The organism is Mycobacterium sp. (assembly GCF_035506235.1).
Lineage (GTDB): Bacteria > Actinomycetota > Actinomycetes > Mycobacteriales > Mycobacteriaceae > Mycobacterium.
Genome location: NZ_DATJPU010000012.1, coordinates 1 through 24,372, shown reverse-complemented (window position 1 = coordinate 24,372; position 24,372 = coordinate 1). Strand labels below are relative to the sequence as shown.

General features: G+C 64.2%; 22 protein-coding genes and 2 pseudogenes. 13 read left to right on the top strand and 11 right to left on the bottom strand.

Annotated features, from left to right (window positions below; translation table 11 throughout):
- The 4 genes and pseudogenes from VMD50_RS01770 to VMD50_RS01755 all read left to right on the top strand — a co-directional run.
- A pseudogene (locus tag VMD50_RS01770) lies at positions 1-102 on the top strand (hypothetical protein); the annotation flags it as partial.
- 25 nt (positions 103-127) lie between these two features.
- Positions 128-1,732 carry a GMC family oxidoreductase gene (locus VMD50_RS01765; RefSeq protein ID WP_325424246.1) on the top strand — a complete coding sequence of 535 codons (1,605 nt, stop codon included), beginning with the start codon at positions 128-130 and terminating at the stop codon, positions 1,730-1,732.
- Positions 1,733-2,719, top strand: coding sequence for an aldo/keto reductase (locus VMD50_RS01760; RefSeq protein ID WP_325424244.1), 987 nt, complete (start codon positions 1,733-1,735; stop codon positions 2,717-2,719).
- Positions 2,720-2,741: 22 nt separating this feature from the next.
- Positions 2,742-3,764: an FkbM family methyltransferase gene (locus VMD50_RS01755; RefSeq protein WP_325424242.1), complete on the top strand. Its 1,023-nt coding sequence runs from the start codon at positions 2,742-2,744 to the stop codon at positions 3,762-3,764.
- A 7-nt stretch (positions 3,765-3,771) separates the two neighbouring features.
- Here the strand turns inward: VMD50_RS01755 and VMD50_RS01750 are convergent, their stop codons facing one another.
- From VMD50_RS01750 to VMD50_RS01735, 4 genes are all read right to left on the bottom strand, one after another.
- On the bottom strand, positions 3,772-5,679 hold the full coding sequence (locus VMD50_RS01750; RefSeq protein WP_325424240.1) for an ABC transporter ATP-binding protein: 1,908 nt from the start codon (positions 5,677-5,679) through the stop codon (positions 3,772-3,774).
- Positions 5,676-7,415 carry an ABC transporter ATP-binding protein gene (locus VMD50_RS01745; RefSeq protein WP_325424238.1) on the bottom strand — a complete coding sequence of 580 codons (1,740 nt, stop codon included), beginning with the start codon at positions 7,413-7,415 and terminating at the stop codon, positions 5,676-5,678. Before VMD50_RS01745 ends, VMD50_RS01750 begins: the two co-directional genes overlap by 4 nt.
- A gap of 200 nt (positions 7,416-7,615) precedes the next feature.
- On the bottom strand, positions 7,616-7,801 hold the full coding sequence (locus tag VMD50_RS01740) for a CopG family transcriptional regulator (protein WP_325424236.1): 186 nt from the start codon (positions 7,799-7,801) through the stop codon (positions 7,616-7,618).
- A 61-nt stretch (positions 7,802-7,862) separates the two neighbouring features.
- Positions 7,863-9,056 (bottom strand): amidohydrolase family protein, encoded by a 1,194-nt coding sequence (locus VMD50_RS01735; RefSeq protein ID WP_325424234.1) that lies wholly within the window; start codon positions 9,054-9,056, stop codon positions 7,863-7,865.
- A gap of 124 nt (positions 9,057-9,180) precedes the next feature.
- Between VMD50_RS01735 and VMD50_RS01730 the strand changes: the two genes are divergently transcribed.
- On the top strand, positions 9,181-10,176 hold the full coding sequence (locus VMD50_RS01730; RefSeq protein WP_325424232.1) for a TauD/TfdA family dioxygenase: 996 nt from the start codon (positions 9,181-9,183) through the stop codon (positions 10,174-10,176).
- 120 nt (positions 10,177-10,296) lie between these two features.
- Complete coding sequence (locus VMD50_RS01725; RefSeq protein ID WP_325424230.1) at positions 10,297-11,277, top strand: aldo/keto reductase; 981 nt, start codon at positions 10,297-10,299, stop codon at positions 11,275-11,277.
- A 63-nt stretch (positions 11,278-11,340) separates the two neighbouring features.
- On the opposite strand, the gene VMD50_RS01720 is transcribed toward VMD50_RS01725, so the two are convergent.
- The 3 genes from VMD50_RS01720 to VMD50_RS01710 all read right to left on the bottom strand — a co-directional run bounded on the left by VMD50_RS01720 (position 11,341) and on the right by VMD50_RS01710 (position 14,482).
- Positions 11,341-13,164, bottom strand: a complete 1,824-nt coding sequence (locus VMD50_RS01720) for a S9 family peptidase (protein WP_325424228.1) — start codon at positions 13,162-13,164, stop codon at positions 11,341-11,343.
- Positions 13,152-13,511, bottom strand: coding sequence for a TetR/AcrR family transcriptional regulator (locus VMD50_RS01715; RefSeq protein ID WP_325424226.1), 360 nt, complete (start codon positions 13,509-13,511; stop codon positions 13,152-13,154). The genes VMD50_RS01720 and VMD50_RS01715 overlap by 13 nt, the downstream gene beginning before the upstream one ends.
- A 62-nt stretch (positions 13,512-13,573) precedes the next feature.
- A complete protein-coding gene (locus tag VMD50_RS01710; RefSeq protein WP_325424223.1) occupies positions 13,574-14,482 on the bottom strand; it encodes an alpha/beta fold hydrolase in 909 nt (302 codons plus the stop codon).
- Between the two features lie 463 nt (positions 14,483-14,945).
- Between VMD50_RS01710 and VMD50_RS01705 the strand changes: the two genes are divergently transcribed.
- Both VMD50_RS01705 and VMD50_RS01700 read left to right on the top strand, forming a co-directional pair.
- On the top strand, positions 14,946-15,746 hold the full coding sequence (locus VMD50_RS01705) for a maleylpyruvate isomerase family mycothiol-dependent enzyme (RefSeq protein ID WP_325424221.1): 801 nt from the start codon (positions 14,946-14,948) through the stop codon (positions 15,744-15,746).
- Positions 15,743-16,450, top strand: a complete 708-nt coding sequence (locus tag VMD50_RS01700; RefSeq protein ID WP_325424219.1) for a mycothiol-dependent nitroreductase Rv2466c family protein — start codon at positions 15,743-15,745, stop codon at positions 16,448-16,450. Before VMD50_RS01705 ends, VMD50_RS01700 begins: the two co-directional genes overlap by 4 nt.
- 246 nt (positions 16,451-16,696) lie before the next feature.
- Here VMD50_RS01700 and VMD50_RS01695 read toward each other — a convergent pair whose 3' ends face one another.
- Complete coding sequence (locus tag VMD50_RS01695; RefSeq protein ID WP_325424218.1) at positions 16,697-17,359, bottom strand: TetR/AcrR family transcriptional regulator; 663 nt, start codon at positions 17,357-17,359, stop codon at positions 16,697-16,699.
- 255 nt (positions 17,360-17,614) lie between these two features.
- Complete coding sequence (locus tag VMD50_RS01690) at positions 17,615-18,949, bottom strand: DUF6880 family protein (protein ID WP_325424216.1); 1,335 nt, start codon at positions 18,947-18,949, stop codon at positions 17,615-17,617.
- A gap of 363 nt (positions 18,950-19,312) precedes the next feature.
- On the opposite strand from VMD50_RS01690, the gene VMD50_RS01685 reads away from it, so the two are divergent.
- Together VMD50_RS01685 and VMD50_RS01680 are read left to right on the top strand one after the other, a co-directional pair.
- Positions 19,313-20,647 carry a plasmid pRiA4b ORF-3 family protein gene (locus tag VMD50_RS01685; RefSeq protein ID WP_325424214.1) on the top strand — a complete coding sequence of 445 codons (1,335 nt, stop codon included), beginning with the start codon at positions 19,313-19,315 and terminating at the stop codon, positions 20,645-20,647.
- A 179-nt stretch (positions 20,648-20,826) separates the two neighbouring features.
- A pseudogene (locus tag VMD50_RS01680) lies at positions 20,827-21,402 on the top strand (DUF2293 domain-containing protein); the annotation flags it as partial.
- Positions 21,403-21,607: 205 nt separating this feature from the next.
- Here VMD50_RS01680 and VMD50_RS01675 read toward each other — a convergent pair.
- Positions 21,608-22,003, bottom strand: a complete 396-nt coding sequence (locus tag VMD50_RS01675) for a type II toxin-antitoxin system VapC family toxin (RefSeq protein WP_325424212.1) — start codon at positions 22,001-22,003, stop codon at positions 21,608-21,610.
- Positions 22,003-22,257 carry a type II toxin-antitoxin system VapB family antitoxin gene (locus VMD50_RS01670; RefSeq protein WP_325424210.1) on the bottom strand — a complete coding sequence of 85 codons (255 nt, stop codon included), beginning with the start codon at positions 22,255-22,257 and terminating at the stop codon, positions 22,003-22,005. The genes VMD50_RS01675 and VMD50_RS01670 overlap by 1 nt, the downstream gene beginning before the upstream one ends.
- A gap of 603 nt (positions 22,258-22,860) precedes the next feature.
- On the opposite strand from VMD50_RS01670, the gene VMD50_RS01665 reads away from it, so the two are divergent.
- The 3 genes from VMD50_RS01665 to VMD50_RS01655 form a co-directional block, all read left to right on the top strand.
- Entirely contained in the window at positions 22,861-23,397 is a 537-nt protein-coding gene (locus VMD50_RS01665) for a helix-turn-helix domain-containing protein (RefSeq protein ID WP_325424209.1), read from the top strand.
- 24 nt (positions 23,398-23,421) lie between these two features.
- Positions 23,422-23,982 (top strand): PIN domain-containing protein, encoded by a 561-nt coding sequence (locus tag VMD50_RS01660; protein ID WP_325424207.1) that lies wholly within the window; start codon positions 23,422-23,424, stop codon positions 23,980-23,982.
- A gap of 16 nt (positions 23,983-23,998) precedes the next feature.
- The coding region (locus VMD50_RS01655; protein ID WP_414685973.1) for a TOTE conflict system archaeo-eukaryotic primase domain-containing protein at positions 23,999-24,372 on the top strand (374 nt) is incomplete at its 3' end.

Here is a 24,372-nt window from a genome sequence, read left to right as displayed (position 1 = left end):
CGGGCCCGCGAGATCGCCACCCGGATGACCAAACCCGCCGAAAGCGTCGCGGCCACCGCCGATCTCGTCGAGGATTTCGCCTGCCTGCGGCGTGCCGGCTGATGCGCGTGAAACGAGACACGCACGGATGAGCAGCAGTGATTCGAGGTATGACGCCATCGTCGTCGGCTCCGGAGCCTGCGGCTCGTGGGCTGCCAAGGAGCTCACGGAAGGCGGCCTCGAGGTTGTTCTGCTCGAGGCGGGCAGGGACCTCGTCATCGCCCGTGACTTTCCTGCCGACGCGGAGGTGGGCGCGAACGGGATTGTGGGCCGCGTCAAATCGGCGATGCAGGGCCAGCACATTCAGGCGCGGTGCTCACCCTTCTCCGAGACCACCAAGCAGTTTTACGTCAACGACAGAGAGAATCCCTACACGATGACGCGGGGAAAAACGTTTCTCTGGTTCAGGGGCCGGCAACTCGGCGGCCGCCTGCACACCTGGTCCAGACACGCACCCCGCATGTCGAATCACGAGCTCAAAGCCGCCAGCATCCGCGGAGACGGCCTCGACTGGCCGTTGTCCTACGAAGACCTGGCGCCTTACTACGACATCGTCGAGCGGACGCTCGGCGTCCACGGGATACCCGCAGGCATCCCGAACTGTCCGGACGGCCAGTTCATCGGGCCCGCGAAAACGACAAAGATCGAAGAAGCGTTCCTGACCAACGTCGAGAAACGACTTCCGGACGTCCGCGTGACGTACGCGAGAAACGTCAGGTACGACAAGAACCGGGTCCCGCTTCCCATGAGACTCGCCCTGGCCACCGGCCGCCTCGAGATCCGGACAGACGCCGTCGTGAGCCGGCTGCTGATCGATGCGCGGTCGGGGAAAGCGACCGGCGTCGAGTACATCGAGCGATTGACAAGGAAAACGCGGGCAGTCCGGGGAAAGGTCGTCGTCCTCTGCGCGTCGGCCATCGAGAGCGCGCGGATCCTCCTGAATTCGGCATGCGCGAGGCATCCGGCGGGCGTCGGCGGATCGTGCGGCAACCTCGGTCATTACCTGTGCGACCACATTGCGTACGCGCAGACCGGCAAGGTGCCCGAAGGGGATGTCGAGCCCACTCCCAACGAGGATGGGTTCGACTTTGCGGTAGCGGGCCTCTACATACCGAGCTTCTGCGAAAAGGAATCGACGAACTTTCCCGGCGGCTACGGCGTTCAGGTCTCGATTGGCCGGGGCAGGCCGATCTGGAACGTAGGCGCGTTCGGGGAAATGCAGCCCCGATACGAAAACCGCGTGTCGCTCGATCCGAGCGTCAAGGACGCGTGGGGCATCCCGGTAGCCAGAATCGACTGCACCCACTCTCATGCCGACGTCAATATGGTTGCCCATATGAAGCGGAAGCTTCCAAAGATCGCCGCCGCCGGCGGCCTGCAGGTCGACGACAACCTCGATCTCGGGCGGCGGAGCATCCCCTTCAGACTGCTGCGATCCCGAGTCCTCACAAACTACGGTGCCCTGTGGCCCGGAGGAGCCATTCACGAGACGGGCGGCGCGCGCATGGGCGACAAACCGGACAACTCGGTGCTGAACTCCTACTGTCAGTGCTGGGATGCTGACAACGTGTTCGTGACCGACGGCGCATGCTTCGTCTCCCCCGGATTCCAGAATCCCACGCTCACGATGATGGCCCTCACAGTTCGAGCGTGTCATTTCATCGTTCGCGAATATGGCGAGCGCGTGAACTGAATGGACTACGGCAAGGTCACCGGGATCGACGAGCCGGTCTCCCGAATCGTCTTCGGCACCGATCGATTGCGTGGCCGGCGATCACCGTGGCTGCCACATCGAAGCCTTGAGCAGCAGGCCTTCGCGCTTTTGGATGGGTCATTCGAACTGGGCTGTAACGCATTCGACACGGCGCGCGTATATGGGGACGCCGAACGCACGCTGGGGGCCTGGATTCGCCAACGCCGGAACCGCGACAAGGTTGTGGTCATCAGCAAGGGATGTCATCCCAGCCGCTTAGGACGTCCGCGGCTTTCCCCGTCTGCCGTGTCGCACGACCTGCACGCATCACTCAAGGAGCTCGGCACCGATTTTATCGACCTGTACCTGCTGCACTACGATCACCCCGCTGCGCGGGTCGAACCGCTCATGGAACGGCTCAACCGTCACATCGACGAAGGCAAGATCCGCGCGATAGGTGCGTCGAACCGGTCCCACGACCGAATCGCCACTGCCGACTCGTTTGCCGCCCACAACGGCTTGAAACCATTTAGCGCGTCGAGCGTTCAGTTCAGCCTTGCCGACTGGACGCGATCCCCGTGGCCCGGCGCCGTCACGCTGGGAGGGGACGGCCAGCGTGCTGCGAGAGAATGGTATTCGACGCACGGGCTGTCGGTGTTCGCGTATTCCAGCCTCGCCCGCGGATTCTTCTCCGACCACTACGATCCGGAGAATCCGGGCCGCAACCGCGTGAGCCGATGGTGTGCAACGTACTTCGGCACCGAACAGAACATCCAAAGGCTGGAGCGCGCAAGGATGTTCGCCCGCCGGCATCATGTCAGCGTCGCCCAGGTTGCGCTCGCGTACGTGCTGTGCCACCCGATCCATCCTTTTGCAGTGGTCGGTTGCGCCACGTTGGATAAGTTCGCGCAGAACGTGGCCGCTCTGTCCCTGAGGCTCGACGAAGGCACGCTGCACTGGCTCGCTACGGGTCAGACCCCGCAATGAAGGTCGCCATCTTCGTGAACACGTGCTCGCGATTGCCACGACCGGATTCAACCTTCGAATCGGGGCTACAGCGCGAATGTTAGCTTACCTCTTCAAAATTCCGCGGCCCTTCCAGGGAATCGCGCTGGGAACAATCGTCTACTTGGCGCGGTATTCATTGTTTCGAAGGATCGTTTCCCTCAGCGAAACGAACTCTCTAAGAAAACTGCTTGGGCAGACAACGACGCCCGGACCCGACGGCGGAGCGTTCGGCTACCTGTTCCGGAATCATGATCCGGGTCTGTCCGCAGCAGACATCTATCGAGAGGTTTTCTCGGCAGCGCGGTTCAGACAGGGCTACCAAAGCCAAATCGGTCAGGACATCTTCTTGAATCGCTGGTTCTTCAAGAACCGGGGACCCGGCTTCTTTGTTGACGTGGGCGCATTTGACGGAGTCCTGGGCAGCAATACGTCGTATTTCGAAAAACACCTGCAATGGACGGGTATTGCGTTCGAGCCCAATCCATCCGCGTTCGAGGTGCTACGGGCCACTCGATCCTGCCTCTTGATTCAGGGGTGTGCCTACCATCAGGACGGCCGGATCCCCTTCCTTGCCCTCTCGGAAAAAGAGCACCGGGACGCCACCAGATCGCGCCCGCCGTGCAGCCTGCTACAGATGATGCTCGACTCGAGCCACGGCGGCGCGATGCTGAGCGGAATACCGGACCACATGGGCCAATTCGACCGGGTGGAATGGGCAAGCAAGGCCATGAAGCTCAACCAATCGGTGGCGGCCGTGCCATGCCATCGTATCGATACCCTGCTCAACGATTACGGTGTGAAAATAGTGGACTACCTGTCGATCGATGTCGAGGGTGCCGAGCTCGAAGTTCTGCGTGGCATCGACTTCGAGAGGGTGCAGGTCAACGTCATAAGCGTGGAGCACAGTCCCAGGTTTTCTGAAGTTTACGATTTGCTGACCGCGTCGGGGTTCGAGTATCAAGGCCTGCTTTTCTTTGACGAAATATTTGTGCACGAACGCCCGCGCTACTCCTGGGACGTCTAGCCGGCCGCTAGGCCCTGCTCAGCGCGTAGTAGGCGCCGCGCCGGGCCATCAGCTCGGCGTGGCTGCCCTGCTCGACGATCCGCCCGGCCTCCATCACCAGGATGACGTCAGCATCGCGGATCGTCGAAAGCCGGTGGGCAATAATGAAACTCGTGCGGTCGCGGCGCAGTTCGCGCATTGCATGCTTGATCAGCACCTCGGTTCGGGTGTCGACCGAGCTGGTGGCTTCGTCAAGGACGAGCAGTTGTGGGCGGGCGAGAAACGCGCGCGCGATGGTGATCAGCTGCTTCTCGCCGGCGCTGATGTTGCCGCCATCGTCGCTGACCCAGGTGTCGTAGCCGTCGGGCAGCGTGTGCACGAACCGGTCAACGTGGGCGCTCCTGGCGGCCGCGACGATCTCGTCGCGAGTGGCTCCCGTGCGGCCGTAGGCGATGTTCTCCGCGATCGTCCCGCCGAACAACCACGTGTCTTGCAGCACCAACCCTATGCGCGATCGCAACGCGTGTCGGCTCACCGTCGCGATGTCCACCCCGTCGACCAGGATTCGTCCCGAGTCGACCTCGTAAAAACGCATCAACAAATTCACCAGTGTCGTCTTGCCCGCGCCCGTCGGGCCCACGATCGCCACCGTGCTCCCCGGCTCGGCCACCAGCGACAGATCCTCGATCACCGGAGTGCCGGGGCGGTAGCCGAAGTCGACGTGGCAGAACTCGACCCGTCCGCTGCGGACCTGTCCATTGGGCAACGGCGGCACGATCGATTTGTCCGGTGCCTCCTCGGGCGCGTCAAGAAAATCGAAGACCCTTTCGGCGCTTGCCATCCCGGACTGAAGCGCGTTGTACATCGCCGATACATCTATGAGCGGCTGGTTGAACTGGCGGATGTACTGAAAAAAGGCCTGGAGGCTACCCAACGTGATCTGGCCGGTGGCCACCTGAAGGCCGCCGACCACCGCGATGGCCAGATAGCTCAGGTTGCTGATGAACATCGTGGCCGGCGCCGCCAGGCCGGACAGGAACTGGGCGCCGAAGCTCGCGCGGTACACATCGGCGTTCAGTTCGCGGGCGCGCTCCTCGGCCCGCGCTCGGTGCCCGAACGTATTGACCAGCGCGAAACCGCTGTAGGTCTCCTCGATGTGGGCGTTGAGCCGACCGGTGTCGGCCCATTGCGCGGCGAACAATCGCCGTGAGCGCCGCGCGATGGTCCGGGTCACCAACAGCGACAGCGGCACGATCACCACTGCGATCCCGGCCAACAGCGGCGACATCGTCAGCATCATCACCGGCACCGCCACCACGGTCAGCACCGAGGTGAGCAGCTGGCTGACCGTCGTCGACAGTGACGTCTGAACGTTATCGATGTCGTTGGTCACCCGGCTGAGCAGCTCGCCGCGCGGGCAGGAGTCCAAGTGAGACAAGGGTATCCGGTGTAATTTACGCTCGACGTCGGAGCGCAGCCCGGTCATCGTGCGCTGCACCGTGACGTTCAGCAGTCTGGCTTGCGCCCACGTCAGCAGCGCGCCAAGCAGGTAGATGCCCAGCGCCAGCAGCAGTGTCCGGCCGACGGCACCGAAGTCCACGCCGACGCCCGGCCTGACGTCGGTGCCGGACAGCAGATCGGCAAACGTGTTGTCACCGCGGGCACGGGCGGCACTGATCGCCTGCTCCTTGGTGATCCCGGCCCGCAGGTGCCGGCCAATCACCCCGTCGAACACCAGATCGGTGGCATGCCCGAGGACTCGGGGGCCGATCAGGGCAACGGCAACACCAGCGACACCGGTGGTTATCACCGTCGCGGTCAGCCACCGCTGTGGGGTGAGCCGTTCGACCAGCCGGATGGCCGTGCCGCGGAAATGCTTCGGCCGCTCGGCGGTGCCCTGCACCCCGGCGGCCATCGGCTGCAGCGCGCGCGTCATCCTGATCCCCCCGCCGGGACCGCCGCCTGCGAGTCGACGAACTCAGCGTAGGTCGGGCAGTCGGCGAGCAGCGACTCATGGGTGCCGGAACCCACGACCCTTCCACCGTCGACGACTATCACCTGGTCGGCTTCGACCATCGTCGAGATGCGTTGCGAGACAATCAGGACCGTCGCCTCTGCGGATACCTCACGGAACGCCGCGCGCACCCGCGCCTCGGTGTGCAGGTCCAGTGCCGAGAACGCATCGTCCAGCAGGTAGACCTTGGGCCGTCGGACCACGGCGCGCGCGATCGCCAGGCGCTGCCGCTGCCCTCCCGAGAGATTGATCCCACCCTGCGACACCCTCATGTCCAGCCCGTCCGGATGCGCGCCGACGAACCCGTCGGCCGACGCCACCCGCAGCGCCTCCCAAATCTCGGCGTCGGTGGCGTCCGCGTTTCCATACCGCAGGTTGTCGGCAACGGTGCCCGAAAACAGAAACCCGCGCTGCGGAACCAGGCCGATCGCCGCCCACAGCTGCTCGAGGTCATAGTCACGCACGTCGACGCCATCGAGGGTCACCGAACCGCCGGTGACCTCGCAGAGCCGGCAGATCAACGACACCAACGTTGACTTCCCCGAGCCCGTCGAGCCGACGATCACCGTCATGGTGCCGGGCCGCGCGGTCAGCGAAATGCCCTGCAGAACAGCACGATCCGCACCCGGATAACAAAACGTCGCCCCCTGCAGCCGGACGACTCCGTTGACCGCCCGGGGGCACACCGGGCGTTGCGGACTGACGATCGCGGCGCCGGTCGACATCACCTCGCCGATCCGCTCGGCGCACACCGAGGCCCGCGGCACCATCATCAGGATGAACGCCGCCCTGAGCACCCCGCTCAGGATCAGCAGGAAGTAGGACAGGAACGCGATCAGCGATCCCACCTGCGTCCGGCCTGCATCGAGACGCAGTCCACCGAACCAGATCAGCGCGACGCTGGACAGGTTGATCACCATTACGTTGACCGGCAGCAGCAACGCCTGCCAGCGCCCGGCCTCGAGTCCGGCCCGCGACAGCGCGAGGTTGGCGTCCTGGAAGCGCCGACGCTCGAACGACTCCCGCGTGAACGCGCGGATCACGCTTATGCCCGACAGCTGTTCGCGCATCACCCGGTTGATGCCGTCGATCAGCTGCTGCATGCGGCGGGAGGCCGGCAACAGCCGCGACACGATCCAGTAGTTGGCCAGCGCCAGCACCGGGACGCTGATCACCAGCAACCACGACAGCCCCACGTCCTGCCGCATCGCCATGAAAATCCCGCCGATGCTGATGATCGGCGCGGTGATCAGCACCGTGCATGTCATCTGCACGAGCGCCTGGAGCTGCTGAACGTCGTTGGTGGTGCGGGTCAGCAACGATGGCGCACCGAAGCGCGCGATGTCGGGCGCCGACAAGCCGGTCGCGTGGTGAAAGATCGCCGACCGCAGGTCGCGGCCGAAGCCCATCCCGGTAAGCGACCCGAAATACACCGCCCCCACCGAGCACAGCACCTCCAGTCCGCACACCCCGAGCAACACCACCCCGAGACGCAGGATCATCGACGTATCGCCCTTGACCACCCCGTCATCGATGATCGCCGCGTCGATGGTCGGCATGTAGAGCCAGGCCAGGCCGCTGACCAGTTGCAGCGCCACGACCACCGCGATCAGCCGTCGGTACGGCCGCGCGTAGTGCCACAGCAACCTGGCCAGCATCTGCGAATTCTCGCACCTTCCCGACGGCTGCGCTGGCGGCTTTGCCAACGCCCGACGGGCAGCTGCGCGCACGGTGGGATCAGTTGTCCGGCAACTGAGCACCTGGAGCTAGCGGGAGGGCTGCGCCTCATCCCGACGGCAGGCCGGCGTCACGGCCCGACAATCGGGGCAGCCCGCCGGCCACTCGCCGGCCCCTCGCCTCAACGGGGATTGCCCAACCCGACGACGAACGCTTCCAGGGCTGCCGCCTTGGCCTCGTCCGCCTGCCGGGCGAGGTATTCATCGATGGCCGACGACGCGACCGCCTGCATCGACAGCCCCTCGGCGGCGGCCTGCCGGCGCAGCGCCTCTGCCTGCTGGTCGCTAATGCTGAGAGTGATTTCCATCGCCCGCATGTTACCCCCGGACAGGTAGCTTTTCGGGGCTCTCGCGTCTTGTCGCCGGAGGTTAGGCACTGACCGGTTTGGATACCTTCATCAGCTTCATCATGTTGCCCCCCATGATCTTCGCGACGTCCTCCCGGTCGAGCTCGGTGAGATCGTCGACGACGCTGAGCGGGTCAGCGAGTCCTTCCGGATGCGGCCAGTCCGAGCCGAACACCACCCGGTCGGAGCCCACCGCCTCGACGATGTCGACGAACCGGTCCTCCCAGAAGGGGCTGATGTAGATGCACCGCTTGAACGCCTCGATGGGATCCTCGCTGAACGCCTGCGGCATCCTCTTGTTGACGCCCTTGAGGCCCTTGAGCAGGTGCGGCACCCAGTCGGCGCCGCTCTCGATCGACACGATCCGCAACTCGGGGTTGCGCGACAGCGCGCCATGGCAGATCAAGGCGCCCATCGTGTCTTCGATCGGCCGATGGGCCATGGCCAGCATCTTCAACGCGGTCGCTTGGAACGTCATGGACTCCTCGCCGGGTTCCCACATGCTCATAAATGGGGCGTAGCCGCTGTCGCCGGCGTGCATCGACACCGGGATCCCGGCTTTGACGCAGGCCTGCCAGAACGGGTCGAACTCCTCGGTCCCCGGGGAGCGGCTGCCGCGATAGCCGGGCACCGGGCCCGGGCGGACCATCACCGTGCGCGCGCCCCGCTGCACGCACCACTCGAGCTCTTCGAGTGCCCGCTCGACGATGGGCAGGGTGATCACCGGGGTGGCAAAGATGCGGTCTTGGTAGTCGAACGACCAGGTCTCGTACATCCATTGGTTGAGCGCGTGGATGACGTCGTGGGTCAGCTCGGGGTCGTCCTTGATTCGCTCCTCGAGCAGGCTGGCCAGGGTGGGGAGCATCAGCGCGTAGTCGACGCCGAGCTCGTCCATCGCCTGCAGTCGCGGGCCCGGTTCGCGGAAAGCGGGGATCGCCTCCATGGGCTCGCCCATGATTTCGCGGTCGCTCTTGTTGCCGCGACCGTGACGGAAGTATTCTTCCTGCGCTCCGGGACGGGCCACCACATCGAAGGTCGGATTGGGGATGTATTTGCTGACCTGGCCGCGGATGACCATCTTCGTGCGACCGCGAACCTGCCAGTAGTCGATCACGCCCTTGCGTTTGTCGGGCAGGAACTTGGTGAGGGCGTCCCGTGTTTCGTACATGTGGCTGTCGACGTCGAATACGGGAAAAGGAAGCTCGCGCGACGGCATGGCGATCTCCTCATGGCAGTCCGGGTGGCTGGTGGAAGTGACGTTACCGCTCCGCGTCCCAAAGTTCGGGCGGATCGCCCCGCTCGGGGGACTTGCGTAGTAAGAAGTTCACAAAAGAGGAGGGATGGCCGTGGGGTCCGACGTCGTCACGCAGTTCGGGGCACGGGTGATTCCCGGGCCGCCCCTCCCCCTTGTGATTGAGCCGGCGACAGACGGGATCGACGCCGTGGCGTGGGCGACGGCGCACCGCCACCCGCTCCGCGAGCTTTTGTTGCGCCATGGCGGCATCCTGTTCCGCGGGTTTACCGGAGGGTCGGTTGAGACGTTCCGCCGCTTCATCGCGGCGGTATCCGCCGAGCCCCTCCCCTATATGGAGCGTTCGTCGCCGCGACACGAGGTGGCTGATCAGGTCTATACCTCGACCGATCACCCCCCGCGCCACCCGATCGCGCTGCACAACGAGCAGTCCTACAACGTCACCTGGCCGCTACGCATCTTCTTCCACTGCGTGTTGCCGCCGGCTGGTGGAGGCGCCACTCCGGTGGCCGACTGCCGCAACGTGTACCAGCGGATCTCGCCGGCAGTACGGGAACGCCTGGAGGAGCGTGACTACCTCTACGTCCGGCACTTCGGCACCGGCATGGGCCTCAGTTGGCAAGACGCGTTCCAGACCAACGACCGCACGGCCGTCGAAAGTTATTGCGCCGACAGTGATGTCGAATTCAGCTGGGGGCCGGGGGAAGAACTTACTACTCGGCAGCGGCGACCGGTGTCCGCGGCGCATCCGGAGACCGGTGAGATGACGTGGTTTAACCATCTGACGTTTTTCAATGTGTCCACGTTGGACCCGATGGTGGCCGAGGCGCTGCTGTCGATGGGCAAGGAGAACCTGCCGAACAACACCTACTATGGCGATGGCGCGGAGATCGAGCCCGCGGTACTCGACGAGATTCGCGCAGCGTATGACGTCGAAAAGACGGCCGTGCCGTGGCAAGAGGGCGACATCATGATGCTCGACAACATGCTCGTCGCCCACGGCCGGGAGCCGTACACGCCACCCCGGCAGATCGTGGTCGGAATGGCCGAGCCGTGGTCCCGATCCGGAGGCAAAGGGCGATAGCTCGCTTTGCCATTCGACCACCGTCGATTCACCCTGCCGTCACCGATCGGGTCGAGAACGAACCGTCTGAAGCACTGGCCGGAGAGCAGCGGGTTGCCGGCACCGCAACGGTGCATCTGGATGGGTCATCTCGGGGTACTGTTCGTCATGATCTATCGGACGCTTGGCCACACCGGGATCCGGATCTCCCCGATCGGCTTGGGGTGCATGCAATTTTCGGGCGCAGGCCAGGCGTCCGTTATCCCGATCGAGCAGCCGGGGGTCGATGCGATCGTCAAGGCCGCGGTCGACGGCGGAATCACCTGGTTCGACACCGCAGAAGCGTATGGCCACGGCAGGTCCGAGCGCGCGCTGAGCAGCGGCCTCACTTCTTGCGGAGTCAAGCCCGGCGATGTCACCATCGCCACGAAATGGGCGCCGCTCGGACGCACCGCCAGAAGCATTACCCGCACCATCGACGACCGGCTGCGCGCGCTGAATCCCTTCCCCGTGGATCTGCATCAGATCCACATGCCCTACGGGAGCTTCTCCCCGCTCAGGGCCCAGGCCCGGGCGATGGCCCGGCTGGCAGAAACGCACCGGATCGGTGCCATCGGCGTCAGCAAGTTTTCGGCGCGCCAGATGGAGCTCACCCACGCAGAACTGGCTAAACACGGAATTGCGTTGGCCAGCAATCAGGTTCAGATCAACCTGTTGCACCGCAAGGTCGAATCGAACGGAGTTCTGGACACCGCGCGGCGGCTGGGCGTCACTCTGATCGCCTACTCCCCCTTACGAAGCGGGATACTGACCGCCAAGTTCCACGATGACCCCGGACTGGTTGCCACGATGCCGCGAAGGCGCCGCACGCTATTTGCCGGAGACCTGGACCGCAGCGCGCCCCTGATCGACGGACTGCGTCAAGTCGCCCTCAAACATTCGGCGACGGTCGGCCAAGTGGCGCTCGCGTGGCTCACCACCTACTACGGCGACACTGTCGTCGCGATTCCCGGCGCAACCAAACCGCATCACGCCGAGGAAGCCGCCGGTGCCATGCGTATCGCTCTGAGCGAGCAGGAAACCCAGACGCTGGCGCTCCTGGCGTCGCAAGTCGGCGGCTAGCTCGCCGACGGTACTGGCTCAGGATTGCCGGAGGCGAGGGCCGCACGGTGGAGTGCTGCGTGCTCACTCCGCCCGGCCGCCGAGATGTTTGGCAAGAAACCGGTCGGCCCGATGATAGAAGTCGAGCCGGTTCTCCGGCCTGGCCAGCCCGTGCCCCTCATTCTCATACATTACGTACTCGTGAGGGATCCCGCACTCTCTCATCGCCGCGACGATCTGTTCTGACTCCGCCTTGTTCACGCGGGGATCGTTCTCGCCTTGGGCGATGAGGATGGGGATCCTGATGTCGTCGACTTTCGACAGCGGCGAACGAGACCAAAGGAATTCCCTGTCCTCGCCGACTCGCTTGCGCCACATCGCGATCATGGGCATCCAGTACTCGGGAAAGGACTCCAAGAGCGTGATCAAGTTCGACGGGCCGACCATCGAAATCGCGCACTTGAAGAAGTTGGGGGTGAACGTCGCACCAATCAACGCGGCGTAACCGCCATAGGAAACGCCATAGATCGCCATGCGCTCGCGGTCGACGATGCCCTGCGCGACAAGGCGATCCATCGCGTCCAGCAGGTCGTCCTGCATCTTGGCGCCCCACTCGCGATCACCTGCGTTGAGAAAGTCCTTGCCATACCCGCTGGAGCCGCGGAAATTGACCTGGACGCAGAGGTATCCGCGGTTGGCGAGCCACTGTGCCCTGGCGTCGAATCGACGCAGGTCGCGGGCCCACGGCCCGCCATGGACCAACAGCACCGCAGGCAGGTCGGTCCGTTCAACCTGCGGCGGGAAGGTGAGGTATCCGTGGATCGTCAGCCCGTCACGCGACGTGAACGCGAATGGTTCCATCGGCACCAGGGGGTAGTTGTTGAGCTGTGGCTGGTGATCGAACAGGAACGTCGCGGTCTTCGAGTCACGATCCCACGTGTAGAACTTCACGGGGCCCGAGTCGCTGTGGAACGCCACCAGCCAGGTCGCATCGTCGCGGTCTCGATCACCGATCACCAGATCGCCCGTGTTGAGCCGCTGAAGGGCTTCGATGTCACCGCGGACCGCGTCGTCGAAGATCTGATATTCCAGGCGATCGCGGTACAGCGTCGCCGCCTCGATCCCACGCGTGTCGGGGTTGAACACTGCGTCCACGATGTCGTAGGCGGGATCCTCCGCGATCACCTCGACGGCACCCGTCGCGATGTCCATCTGCACCAGACGCCCGGCGTTCGCGTCGACGGACATCCGCAGGTACATGGCGTTACCGTCTTTCGTGAAGCCAAGCGGCGCAGTCAATTCCGCGTCCTCCGGCGGCACCTTCAGCAACGGCCGCCAGTCCGAAGCCTCGTCGTCGCGCACCATGATCGCCGCGCCGCCGTCGGGCAGCGGCATCACGGCGCCGCGGACCTGCAGATCGGCGTCGACAACCCAGCTGAAAAAGCCGGGGTTCTCGACGACCTTCTCCAGCGCGGCGGTCGTCAGGTCCAGGCGGTACACGTCGTGCAGCCGCGGGTTGTCCTTGTTTATCGCGATCAGCACGTCGTTCGGAAAGTCCTTGCGGTGCGCGATGACTCGGCACTGCACGCCGTCGAGCGGGGTCAGGTCGCGCTCGACACCGGTTTCCAAGTCGACGTCGTAGAGTCGGAAGTCCTCGCTTCCGTCCTTGTCCCGCACATACATGAGGTGGCGGTCGTCGTGCGCCCACAAATAGTCCTGAATCCCCCGGTCGGTGTCGTGGGTCACCGGCCGCTCGTTTCCCGAACCGGCGTCGCCGACGAATACGTTCATCACGCCGTCGAGGGGGGCCAGGTACGACAGACGCTTGCCATCCGGTGCGATCCGCGCCCCCACCCGCTCCGGATTTCCCAGCAGCACTTCGAGAGGGATGAGCTTCACATCGACCATGTCAGGCCTCCCTGCCGATGAGTTGGGCATAAGCTCGGCCACTTTTGCTGCGGTAGAAGCGGATCAGACCCTGCAGCGCGGCGGAGGTCTTCCTCTGCCGACTCCGTGTCCGGATCAGGCGACTCCTTGGCCATTTCCGAAAGGAACGCCTCGACTGCAACCGCGTACTTGTTTGGCCACAACTTATAGATCGTCGCCTTGCTCACGCCGGCGCGGGTGGCGATCTCGTCGGTCGTCATCGCACGCAGGCCTACCTCGTTGATCAACTCCGATGTGGCGCGCAGCACCGCCGAACGGGACTGCTCGCTGCGCGGTCGGCCCGGACGCGACCTCGTATCCTCAGCCACCTGTCACCTCTACACGCCAATAACTGAACCCACGGCACCGACTAACAAAAGCCGACGAGTACCTATTCGTCCAGCCGGACGATTCGGTCGACGTGGGCGAGGAAGTGCGTCAACACCTTCTCGGGCGCCTCGAGCTGGGGCCAGTGCCCGATGTCGTCGGCGAGCATCACCACATCGGGTTCGGGTACCACTTCGGCGTAGCGGCGCGCCATGTGCGCACCGGAGTTGGGGTCGACCGGCCCGTCGATCAACCGCATCGGGACCGCGGTCTGCCGCATGGCACGCACCCACCGGTTGCGGTGCGTGTAGCGATCGTTGATGAACCGGCCGACCGTGTGCAGCACCTGGCGGCCGTCGTTGTAGTCCAAGATCTGGTTGAACACATCCATCATCTGCCGGGTCGGTTTGGTGTGCGGGCCGAACATCTCCCGCAGCGTGGGTTCCAGCAGCCGACGGGCCAAAGGACTGCCCTGCACATGGCTGAAGAGGTCGCCCAACGGGGTGCGAGACATCAGCTTCTGCGCCACCCGGGGCGTATAGGTCTCAACGAACATCCCGCCGTTGAGCCAGGTGATCGAGTCGATGCGCAGCGCGCCATAGGCTTGCTGACCGAACTCATGACGGGCCAACAGTTCCTGGCCCACCGAATCGCCGATGTCGTGGGCCAGAATGTGCGCATTGGGGATATTCAGGTGCGCCAGCAGCGCTTCGTGCATGTCGGCGTGGTCTGTCACCGAGTACTCGTAGGCCACGGGCTTTTCCGAGAAGCCCATGCCGATCATGTCCGGTGCGATGACGGCGAACCGTTGCGACAGCGCGGGCCAGATCGGCGCCCAGTCGTAGGAATTGAACGGATAGCCGTGGATCAGCAGCAGCGGAGGCCCGCTGCCCTCGACGCGGTAGAAGATGTCGAAGCCGAGGTAGTCGAAGTACTCTCCGGAGGTCAGCCAGCGTTCCAGTTCGGCGTCCATGACGGTCATCATCCTCCGGCGATGAGGTCGTGGCTCGAATCGGGGTGAACACATCGAGGCACGCGCCGACCCGCTCGGTGACTCGTCGGTCTCGATAACCCGCGGCGTCTAAAGCCACGCGAGCGACCACACGGCACCGTCGGCCCGGCGCGGTGCGTACTCAGGCAGGGCGGCCGGAGCCGGCCGAGTTGCGCCGTCTGACGTGCACCGGCGCACTGTTCGTTAGAAGAACCGGGCTCACCGTCATTTCGCTTTCTCGATATCGGAGATCGAACTCGCGCATTCTTTTGCCTCGGGTGAGCAGGTGGTCGATGAGCGGGTTAGCTGCCGCCGCCGCGGCATCGGCCCTTCCCCAGTTTGCTTCGAATCTAATTATGTCCGATCCTCGTGGGAGGCAAGATCCACTAGGCGCAATGGCCTCGGGCGACGTCTGCTTCGGAGTCTGCCTGCGAAGGAGAAGACGTTGACAACTCGGGATGCCCTCAGCGTAAGCAGGATTGCCGCCGCTCTAGAGGCCTGCTATTCCTCGATGGAAGCCCTGTGCGCCGATCTCGGTGACGCCGAGTGGCGCGCGCAGTCGCTGTGCCCGGACTGGACGATGCGCGACGTCGTCAACCACGTCACCAGCATCGAGGCGGTATTGGCCGGGTGGCTGCCCGACGACGACCAGACCCCGCCGCCGTTCGAGAAGGCCGCGGAGTTCCTGCGCGATGCCGCCGTGGAGGGCGCCGCTTACGTCGAGGTGGTGCGCGCGGTGTATGACCGTCGGCGTGCCGATCTGGCCGCGCTCACCGATGCCGATCTGCAGCGCCCATCGTGGACGCCGGTCGGCCCCGGCACCTACGGGCGGTTCCTGCACATCCGGGTATTCGACTTCTGGGTGCATGAGCGCGACATCACCATGCCGCTCGGGCGCAAGACCGACGACACCGGCATTGCAGCCGAGATCGCGCTGGCCGAGGTCGAGGGATCCCTCGGCTACATCGTCGGCAAGAAGGTGGGCCTGCCCGACGGCAAGAGCATCACCTTTCACCTCACGGGACCGATCGCGCGCGAGCTGCACGTCGCCGTGGACGCACGCGCGAAAGTGGTGGATTACCTTGACAATCCGGACGTGACGCTGAGCACCGACTCCACGACCTTCGTCCAGCTCGCCTGCGGACGCATCGACCCGCAGGCTCAGATCGACTCCGGCGCGGTCACCTGGAAGGGCGATGACGAGATCGGCGACCGAGCCGCGCGCAACCTGAGGTTCACGATGTGACCAGTCCCCCGGTTTCCGTCGACTTCCACTTCGACGTCATGTGCCCGTACGCCTACCAGACGTCGCGGTGGATCCGCGACGTGCGCGACCTGACCGGCCTCACGGTGAACTGGCGGTTCTTCAGCCTGGAGGAGATCAACCGTCAGGAGGGCAAGAAGCATCCCTGGGAGCGGGAGTGGTCGTATGGCTGGTCGATGATGCGCATCGGGGCGCTGCTGCGCCGCCGCTCGATGGCCGACGTTGACGCGTGGTACGAACGCGCCGGCCGCGCGTTGCACGTCGAGGGCCACAAGCCGCACGAGAAAGCCGTCGCCCGCCACCTGCTCGAGGAACTCGGCCTCGATCCCGGACTGGTCGACGAGGCGATCGCCGACCCGACGACCAACGACGAGGTGATGGCCGATCATCAACGCGTGGTCGACGCCAGCGGCTACGGGGTGCCGACGCTGTTCTTCCCCGACGGGCAATGCCTTTTCGGGCCGGTGCTGATCGATCCGCCCACCGGTGAGGCCGCGGTGCGACTGTGGGACGCCGTTGTCGCCTGGACCGAATTCCCGCACCTGTACGAACTGCAGCGGCCGAAGACTCCTGCCGACGCACAGCAGATCGCCGAAACCTTCCGCCCCTATCTGGAGGCTCGCGACTGGGTGTCCATCAACCGCGGTGAGGTCATCAACATCGGTGACCAAGCAGGCAGGCAATGACCGGAAGCGGCCTCGCCTGCGAGCGGCGCGGCGCGGTCGCGATCATGACGATCGACGTCACTTCCGGATCGCCGCCCTTGAGGGGTGCACAGATGGCCTGCCGGAACTGCATCTGGGCAAGCTTCCGGCCTGGGGGTCCCGCCGCCATGGCACGGCCCGGGAGCTCGGCTACCCACGCTACCACCGCCGGTGAGCACCGTCGCCGTCACTTGCACGCCATGATCACACTGCCGGGCGGTCCTATTATCAGGCCTTGGAGCGGCTCGGTGGATTCGTCGTATTCGATGTCGCGAGTTGCCGTTCAAGCGCACCTGTGATGTCCGTGGTGGTCACGACGAGAGCGGTCGCAAAATCGATGAGATCCGGTCTGCGGACGTCGATTTGGTGTCGATACCACTGGACGGCCAGTTCGAGCAGTCCGCTGACGACGGTGAGCGCAGTCAGCCTGATCGTGTCGTCCGTTCCGGCGGCGTCGCCAACAAGGGCGCGTACTTGCCCGACCATGATGTGAGTAAGGACATTGATGACCTCTTGGCGACGGCCGGCGAGCGCTTCTGCGGTCTGTAGCTCTATCAGTAGCCGTGATCGCCGTGGGTCCTCGTCGATGAAGTCGAACGCGAACTCGAGAATCGCTCGAACGCGGAGGCTCAAATCGTGCGGTGAGTCGTTGACTGTTGCCATGATTCCCGCGAGTGCGCGGGTGAATTGGTCCTCGAAAGTGGCCAGCAGTAGCTCACTGCAGTCGCGGAAGCTCTCGTAGAAGTATCGGTCGTTGAGTCGTGCGCGGGTGGCGATGGCGCGTACACGCAGGTTGCTCACACCCTGCTCGGAAATCGTGTCGAGGGCCGCCTCGATGAGTTGGTGGCGGCGCTGCGAACGTCGTTGATCGGCGGTTAGGCCGCGATGCATGGCCATCGATGCGTTTGAGACCTCCACTTCGGTGACGGAGTCGCGTCGCCATCGCAACTTGGTGAAGAATAGCGCCAAACGAAGCTTTGGTGAAGCACTTCACCATCCAATGAGTGGTGGCCACAACGTTGCTCGCTCTGGGTGTGGTGGAGGGACGGCAACAAGAACGGTGGGGCCGGATTTGCGAGATCCCTATAGAGGTGGGGGCCGACGCAGCGAGTCCTTCTCACGCGCTGGCCCAGCGACTGAGGTCGCTCACAGCCCCTTCGCTTGGAGCGCCTTCATCAGTGAGGGGCGCCTGCCGTAATCTCGCCGAACCTTGGCGATGTACAACGCGAAATCAGCGCTGCGACCGCCTCTTTCATAGAGCTTGGCCATCGTTGCCAGCGTCGCAGCAATGCCCGGGTAAAGCCTGGTATTAGGATGCAGCAGGTCGTTCTCAAGCTGCGGCCGGTACAGATCTGCAGCCGCTACCGGCCGAGCCTCAGCGCCTTGCGTAGCGAGTTCCTGCCAAGCCCAGCCGGGACCGTAGCGGTCAGCGGCCTCCCAGGCGGCGTCCACGTCTCCCTCGCTCAGTAAGAGCTCGACCAAGACCGACCCCGCACCGGGGCCACCAGCCAAATCTCGCGCGTGGTCGAACGCCCAGGCGCGTTCGGTACCGGCTCTATCGATCGTCGCGGCAAAGTCCAGCAGTGACCGATAGGCGTGCACCACAGGCCGCCGGACGAAATCGGCACGCAGGACTGCGATCGCATCATCGATACGGCCGATTTCCCGGTAGGTGTCGGCGACGGCGGACGGGCTCAGCCAATAGTCATTGCCGCCGCCTTGACTGCTGGCTCGCCCTTCGGCAACCGCCCGATCGATCCAATTCACTACCTCGTCGTCACGTCCGGCTTCTCGTAAGCGGGCGATGATCGCCCCGTACGGGGGGTGCTCTCGATCGTTCAGCAATTCGACAGCCCGATCGACATCGCCGTCGTGATCGGCGAGCTCCAGCAACATGGCATCGACTTCAAACCGGCTCCAGTGGTCGCGACCTGCGTGCTGGCGGTCCAAGTCCGCGACCGCCGCGCGGTAGATCGCGAACGCGTGGTCGTCGAACGCGTCCACGAAATCCGCGAGCAGCAGCGTCGGCCATCCCGGCGAGGTCGCACGGAATGTCGCCAGCCACACTGCGAGTTCGGCCGGGTCTGGTTCACCCAGTCGACATGCCTGCGCGTACAGGTCGGCAGCCCGCTCGCATTCACCGCCGATCGCTCCTGACGAGTCGTCAGCATGCTCGGTGATCGTGCGCAGCAGGGTCAACGCGCACAGCAGGGCCGGCCGCACGATTTCGGCGGACCCTCCGTTCAGGTGAATCTCGAGTTCGTCGAGTACTTGGCTGGCGCCTTCCGCGACCGCGTAGGACTCGCGATAGTCGACGAATCCGCGGAATTCCAGGGTGTTTCGCACGTAGGCTTCGAACTCGGCTTTCGCGGTCGTGTCGTCACCGGATGCGGCCGTGGCGCGAACCTCCAGCATGCGGCGCACTTCGCCGTCGCGGTGGGCGAGGGTCATGACGAGTTCGCGAAGCTCGTCGACGTCCATCGCTTGCACGGTCGCTTCCAGCGCCGATGCCACCCGAGTGGCGTCGTCGACGGCGCCGCTGTCGATCACGGCGAGTCCGACCGCGACCAGGTGCTTGCAGAAGTGACCGTCGGCGGCGTGCGGGCACGTGCAGAAACCATCAGGTTGCGGACCGGACCAGTCAAGCTCCACGGTGTAGACCTGCTTGGCCTGGACTGACGCGTAGGCTCTCGCGGCTGTAGCCCGCAACCCTCGGACGTACCGGACGTAGTCTTCGCCTCGGGCATAGCTCCGGTCACCGGCCACCTTGAGCAGCGCCCTCTCCGACAACGGCATACCGACATGGTGCCCGATCGGCTCGGCGACAGCTCTAAGGTGAGCGGCATGAGCGAGCGCCCGTACCTGCGTCTGGTACCGGAATCGGTGTCACGCCCCGATCTGCGTCGCGCGCGACGGCGTGATGTCGTCGTTTACCGGGTCCGGGTGCACCTCGATGACAGCGATCCAACGATCTGGCGACGGCTGGACCTGCGCTCGAACCTGACGCTGGACCTGCTCCACCAGGTCCTGCAAGTGGCGTTCGACTGGACCGACTCGCACCTGCATCGCTTCTCACTCGGCGGCGGCGCCTTCGACCGCCACAGCCAGCTGTTCCTGTGCCCGTACGACGTGGACAACAAGGAGTGGCCCGAAGACGACCACGGCCTGCCCGCCGCCGAGACTCGACTCGACGAAACCCTCGGTGAGCCCGGCGATGTTCTGCGCTACCTCTACGATTACGGCGACAACTGGCAGCTGACGTTGCGTCTCGAAGAAGTTCTTCCCGCTGAGAGTGACTGCCCCGCAGCGGTTGTCGTCGACGGTGAGCGTGCTGCGCCGCCAGAAGACTGCGGGCATCTGGTCGACGCCGACAGCCTCTCCGAGGTGCTCCCCGAACCCGCGCTCTTCGAACCGGAACGGGTCAATAAGGGCTTCGACGACGCGTACTTCGTGCTGCGGGAGGCAGGCATCGACGTGCGCCTGGTCGACCTAGTTCATCAGCTTACGTATACCCGGTATGGCGAGGACCTGACGAAGGCGGCGCTTAATCTGGCCGGTCCGCGACCGCTGGACACGGTCGCTGTTGCCGACAATCTGCGGGCGTATCAGTGGTTTCTGGACCGTGCCAACGACGGCGGCATCCAGTTGACGACCGCCGGATACCTCAAACCGGCTGACGTCGAGGAAGCCTCGAAAGTCATTCCTGTAATGAATGATTGGGTTGGCAAGCAGAACCGCGAGGTCCAATGCTACCCACTGCTGCGGTTCCGCGAAGGCGTGCAGTCGCTGGGACTGCTACGCAAGCACAAGGGCACGCTGTTGCTGACCAAGGCTGGCGTAGCGGCCCAGCGTGACGCCGACAGGCTGTGGGAGCATATCGCCGGTCGGTTGATTCCCAAGTCCGACGAGAAGTTCGACGCACAAGCGACCAAGCTGATGCTGGCTTTTGCGGCGGCTTCGGCCGGTTCCAAACTGCCCTTCGACAAGATGACGGCGTTGCTGGCCGAACTCGGCTGGCGCTACTCCGACGGTCGGGCTATCTCGGAATCGTCCCTGCGCCAACTCCCCGTCTACGAAGTCCTGATCAACGTGACCGACCAGCCCGTCACCCGGGCGCGGCGCAATCTCGTGAGTCCGGCGGCAGCGGCATTAGCGCGTAAGGCGCTCGGCGGGACCTGAAAGCTTGAGCCAAAGGACATGATCCGGCGATCAGACACCGGCACTCATCCCGCCACAGCGGTCGACGCCGATGCTATGACGACCCCGGAGTCGTTCGCCAACAGCTTCGCGCACTGGCGTGACCGTGAAAATGGCGTTTGCCCTGTGATAACACCTACGCCCTCGGCACCTATGGCGGCGGCCCGCTGTGCGTTGCCTGCGCGGACCTTGGCCATCTGGTCTTCCTGCCGTCTGGTGATGCCGTGCTAAGTCGGAGGGCGAGAAGGATCAGCGGGCTTTCGGCGGTTGTTGTGCGGTGGAGCCGCTCATGCAAGCGCTGTGAGCGCCAAGGCATGCTGGCGGAAGCGGAGGCGATCGAGCGTGCCGAACAGGAGTGCCTGTCCGATGCTGAGGCGCGCGCCCGCCGCAGGGAGCGCGACGAGGCGCGACGGGCCGACGAGGACATGAGGTTCCAAGCCGAGTTCGCGGCCGCGATCCAAAAGCTGTTCCCGCGCTGTCCTCCCAGCAGGGCCGGCGCGATGGAGCGTCATGCGGCAATGCGCGGCAGTGGCCGGATCGGACGAAGCGCGGCTGGACGGGCCATCGATCCGGACGCCGTTCGGCTCGCCGTTGCGGCGTCGGTTCGCCACGTCGCCACCGACTACGACGAGCTGCTGATGTCGGGCGTCGACCGGGAAACGGCTCGGCGCCGGGTACGTGAACGTGTCGAGGACGTGTTGCGCGCTTGGCGCCAAGGAATCACGACGCCCGAATAGGGCGGCTAACAATATGCAGAGCCACTTCAACCGAATTGGCAAGATCGGTATAAATCCAGCGTCAACTCGGCGCCCCCCGGGCGCACCATCCCACGGATTGGCGCCGTAGCAGTCCTGTGGTCTGACCAAGCGGTCGTGCGGGCTAGCGCTGCCGTGTCGAAAAGAGCCCTGAGCAAATGATCGCCGACGAGTCGAGGTAGTCGCTTCAGCCAGCGAGAACTACGCCAATGTCGGTGCGTGCGAAGTCGTCCCCTTTAAAGAGGAGAGGCTGGCCGCTGACCTTCGCGAGGGCGTAGGAGAAGCAATCGCCATAGTTCAAGCCGGCGCGATCGCGTCCCTTGCCATACACGCGGTAGGCGACTCGAGCGGCGTCCGCTTGGTTGGCATCGACGCCAACAAGGTCGACTGCGGCGCGGTGCAGCCATAGATCCAACTCACGTCCCCCCGGTTCACCGAAACGCGTCTCGATCACAATAGCCGTCTCCAGATACGACGCCGTCGACATGAGACGAACATGGTCCGCTTCCACAGCTGCCTCGAACCGTTCCGCCTCCGGCTCATCGTTGAGCATCGCGACCAGCGCAGATGTGTCGATCACCATCAGGCAGGCAACCCGCGCTCGTCGTAGCCGAGAATCTCATCCGCGGATCGGGTGTCGAGCACCGGTAAGGCTGCGCAGCGGCGGCGGATCGCGGCGAGCTCCTCGCGCAGCGGAATGGCCCTGGTGCGCCCCGTCTCGCGGGCGAGTCGTTCCCGCAACGCGACCACGACTGCTTCTGTCAAGGTCTCGCCCGTCCGAGCTGCGAGTTCCCTAGCGAGCCGGTCGGCCTCGGGGTCTTTGATGCTCAATGCCATAGTCCGGATTATATATCAATTGGCATATTCTAGACAATCCCGCGAACCTGTCCGGGCCGAGGCCAGTAATCCGTCGGCTCCCCGGAATGATGGCTTAACAGATGGTCGAGGCTATAAGGCTGGCATGCCGCCTTGGCGCAGTCCGTCGTGAAGCACCCAGGAAGTAGCGGTAGAGCGTCTTCCCAGGTCGCCAGCGGTTCTCGCGTCGCACGACGAGTTCAGACACACGATCCTGGTTGGGGTGCAGACCTATTTCGACTGGCCGATGCGGTTAGAAACCGCCTCTGACCTGGTCGGGCTGACATGCGTCGGGCTGACAGGATTTGGAACCTGCGACCAACTTGACCCCCAGTACCTAGCGGTAGCGCGTTTCCGCAGATCGTCCCTGGTTCTCTTGGTTAAGGTGCCGTGCATGACGTTCACGCACGCGCAGGTCGTTCAACATCGTGCATGACGTGTGGTCCCAGACTGGTCCCGGTGAAGGCACGGTCCTGCAGGCTTTGGAGATGCTGGGACTCAACCGCCCGGTGCGCTGCACCCGCATTTTGCGATATTATTCGAACGTTCCGAATGTTCTTTCCAATAGTACAGATAGGAGCAGATGTGAGTGCCGAAGCCGCAGAGGCAGCCACCTTCATACCGGAGGACCCCGACGAGCTCGCGTCGGTGGTCGGATTTCTCGCTACCCATGAGCGCCTCCGCGGAACGGTGGCATCGCCCGGCTACGCCCTTGTGGGCATCGGTGAACATGACCGCATTGAATTGCCGCGTTCAGTGCACCAAGCCTTGACCAAAGTCGTCGCGGCGTTGCATGCCGGCAAGGCCGTCACCATCGCCCCGCAGACGATGAAGTTGACCACCCAGCAAGCTGCCGACCTGTTGGGAGTGAGCCGCCCGACGGTCGTTCGTTTGATCACCGACGGTGCGTTGCCGGCTGAGCGGAGCGGCAATCGCCATCGACTGTTGCTCGACGACGTTCTCGCTTACCGCGAGCTGCGCCGCAATCGCCAGTATGAGGCGCTGGCGGCTACAGCGGTCGACATGGACGCTGACGACGATCCGGATGTTGTTCGCGAGCGGCTGCGTGAAGCACGTCGAGTCGTCGCCGAACGGCGGCACCCCAAGGCCGCCACGCGCTGACAACATCCGAGAATATTCGCCGCGATGTTGGACACCTCAGTGCTATGGCCCAGCCTGCAGCGCGACTTCCTGCTCTCGCTGGCAATCGAGGGGCTCTACCGGCCGTTGTGGTCCACCGCGATTCTCGATGAATTGCGTTACCACGAAGCGCAGAAGCTCATCGCTCACGGCCACGACCCAGCCTTCGCGGAGCATCGGTCACAACGCCTCGTCGATCAAATGAACGCGGTGTTCGATGACGCCATCGTGGTCAGCTGGGAAAGCCTGGAAGGCACGTTTGGCCTCCCCGACATCGACGACGAGCACGTTGTTGCGGCGGCCCTGGTTGGAGGAGCGGACATGCTCGTCACCAGCAACTTGAAAGACTTTCCACCGCAACAGATCCCCAAGCCACTTACGGTGATCTCACCTGCGCAGTTCGCTGCTGACACCGTCGCGGTGTCCCCCGACATCGCCTATCGCGCAGTGATTGGCCTGGCTTCTAGATTCGTTCGGCCCTCGTCCACGGTCGATGAGATTCTCGACCACCTTGTGGCACGCTACGCGATGATCGAAGCCGTCGAACTCATCCGCAGCGTCATGTAGCCGCTTTCGAGGAGAAGTGACCGTTAACGGCATCGAGAACTTCCCTGGCGAGTTGGACACTCTGCGTGCTGATAATCTTCGTCTGCGCCGTCTTCTTCGGTTGAGTGAGGAACAGGCACGCGCAGCCGCCGGCGACCAGGCGACGCTGACGGGAGCGCCGGCCTCACCGGTGACCATGGGCTCCAGCTCCGCTGATAAGGTGCGGTTCTTCTTCGAGTTGTTCCGTTCTCGCACCGATGTTTACGCGCTTCGCTGGGAGAATCGTCGAGATGGCCGTTCGGGTTGGATGCCGGCGATCAAGGGCTATTGGCGCAAGGGCATGAATCGGGCCGACGCGCCCTACCTTTCGCTGACTCCAGAGGTCATTGACGCCCACCTGCGGGGCGAAGC

Coding starts and splice junctions, on each gene's coding strand:
- VMD50_RS01740 (WP_325424236.1), bottom strand. CDS start 7,801: ATGGAAATCACTCTCAGCATTAGCGACCAGCAGGCAGAGGCGCTGCGC.
- VMD50_RS01750 (WP_325424240.1), bottom strand. CDS start 5,679: ATGACGCGCGCGCTGCAGCCGATGGCCGCCGGGGTGCAGGGCACCGCC.
- VMD50_RS01735 (WP_325424234.1), bottom strand. CDS start 9,056: ATGCCGTCGCGCGAGCTTCCTTTTCCCGTATTCGACGTCGACAGCCAC.
- VMD50_RS01695 (WP_325424218.1), bottom strand. CDS start 17,359: ATGCATCGCGGCCTAACCGCCGATCAACGACGTTCGCAGCGCCGCCAC.
- VMD50_RS01710 (WP_325424223.1), bottom strand. CDS start 14,482: ATGGACGCCGAACTGGAACGCTGGCTGACCTCCGGAGAGTACTTCGAC.
- VMD50_RS01670 (WP_325424210.1), bottom strand. CDS start 22,257: ATGGCATTGAGCATCAAAGACCCCGAGGCCGACCGGCTCGCTAGGGAA.
- VMD50_RS01745 (WP_325424238.1), bottom strand. CDS start 7,415: ATGCTGGCCAGGTTGCTGTGGCACTACGCGCGGCCGTACCGACGGCTG.
- VMD50_RS01720 (WP_325424228.1), bottom strand. CDS start 13,164: ATGGTCGATGTGAAGCTCATCCCTCTCGAAGTGCTGCTGGGAAATCCG.
- VMD50_RS01675 (WP_325424212.1), bottom strand. CDS start 22,003: ATGGTGATCGACACATCTGCGCTGGTCGCGATGCTCAACGATGAGCCG.
- VMD50_RS01760 (WP_325424244.1), top strand. CDS start 1,733: ATGGACTACGGCAAGGTCACCGGGATCGACGAGCCGGTCTCCCGAATC.
- VMD50_RS01690 (WP_325424216.1), bottom strand. CDS start 18,949: ATGGACGTCGACGAGCTTCGCGAACTCGTCATGACCCTCGCCCACCGC.
- VMD50_RS01685 (WP_325424214.1), top strand. CDS start 19,313: ATGAGCGAGCGCCCGTACCTGCGTCTGGTACCGGAATCGGTGTCACGC.
- VMD50_RS01660 (WP_325424207.1), top strand. CDS start 23,422: ATGTTGGACACCTCAGTGCTATGGCCCAGCCTGCAGCGCGACTTCCTG.
- VMD50_RS01725 (WP_325424230.1), top strand. CDS start 10,297: ATGGGTCATCTCGGGGTACTGTTCGTCATGATCTATCGGACGCTTGGC.
- VMD50_RS01765 (WP_325424246.1), top strand. CDS start 128: ATGAGCAGCAGTGATTCGAGGTATGACGCCATCGTCGTCGGCTCCGGA.
- VMD50_RS01730 (WP_325424232.1), top strand. CDS start 9,181: ATGGCCGTGGGGTCCGACGTCGTCACGCAGTTCGGGGCACGGGTGATT.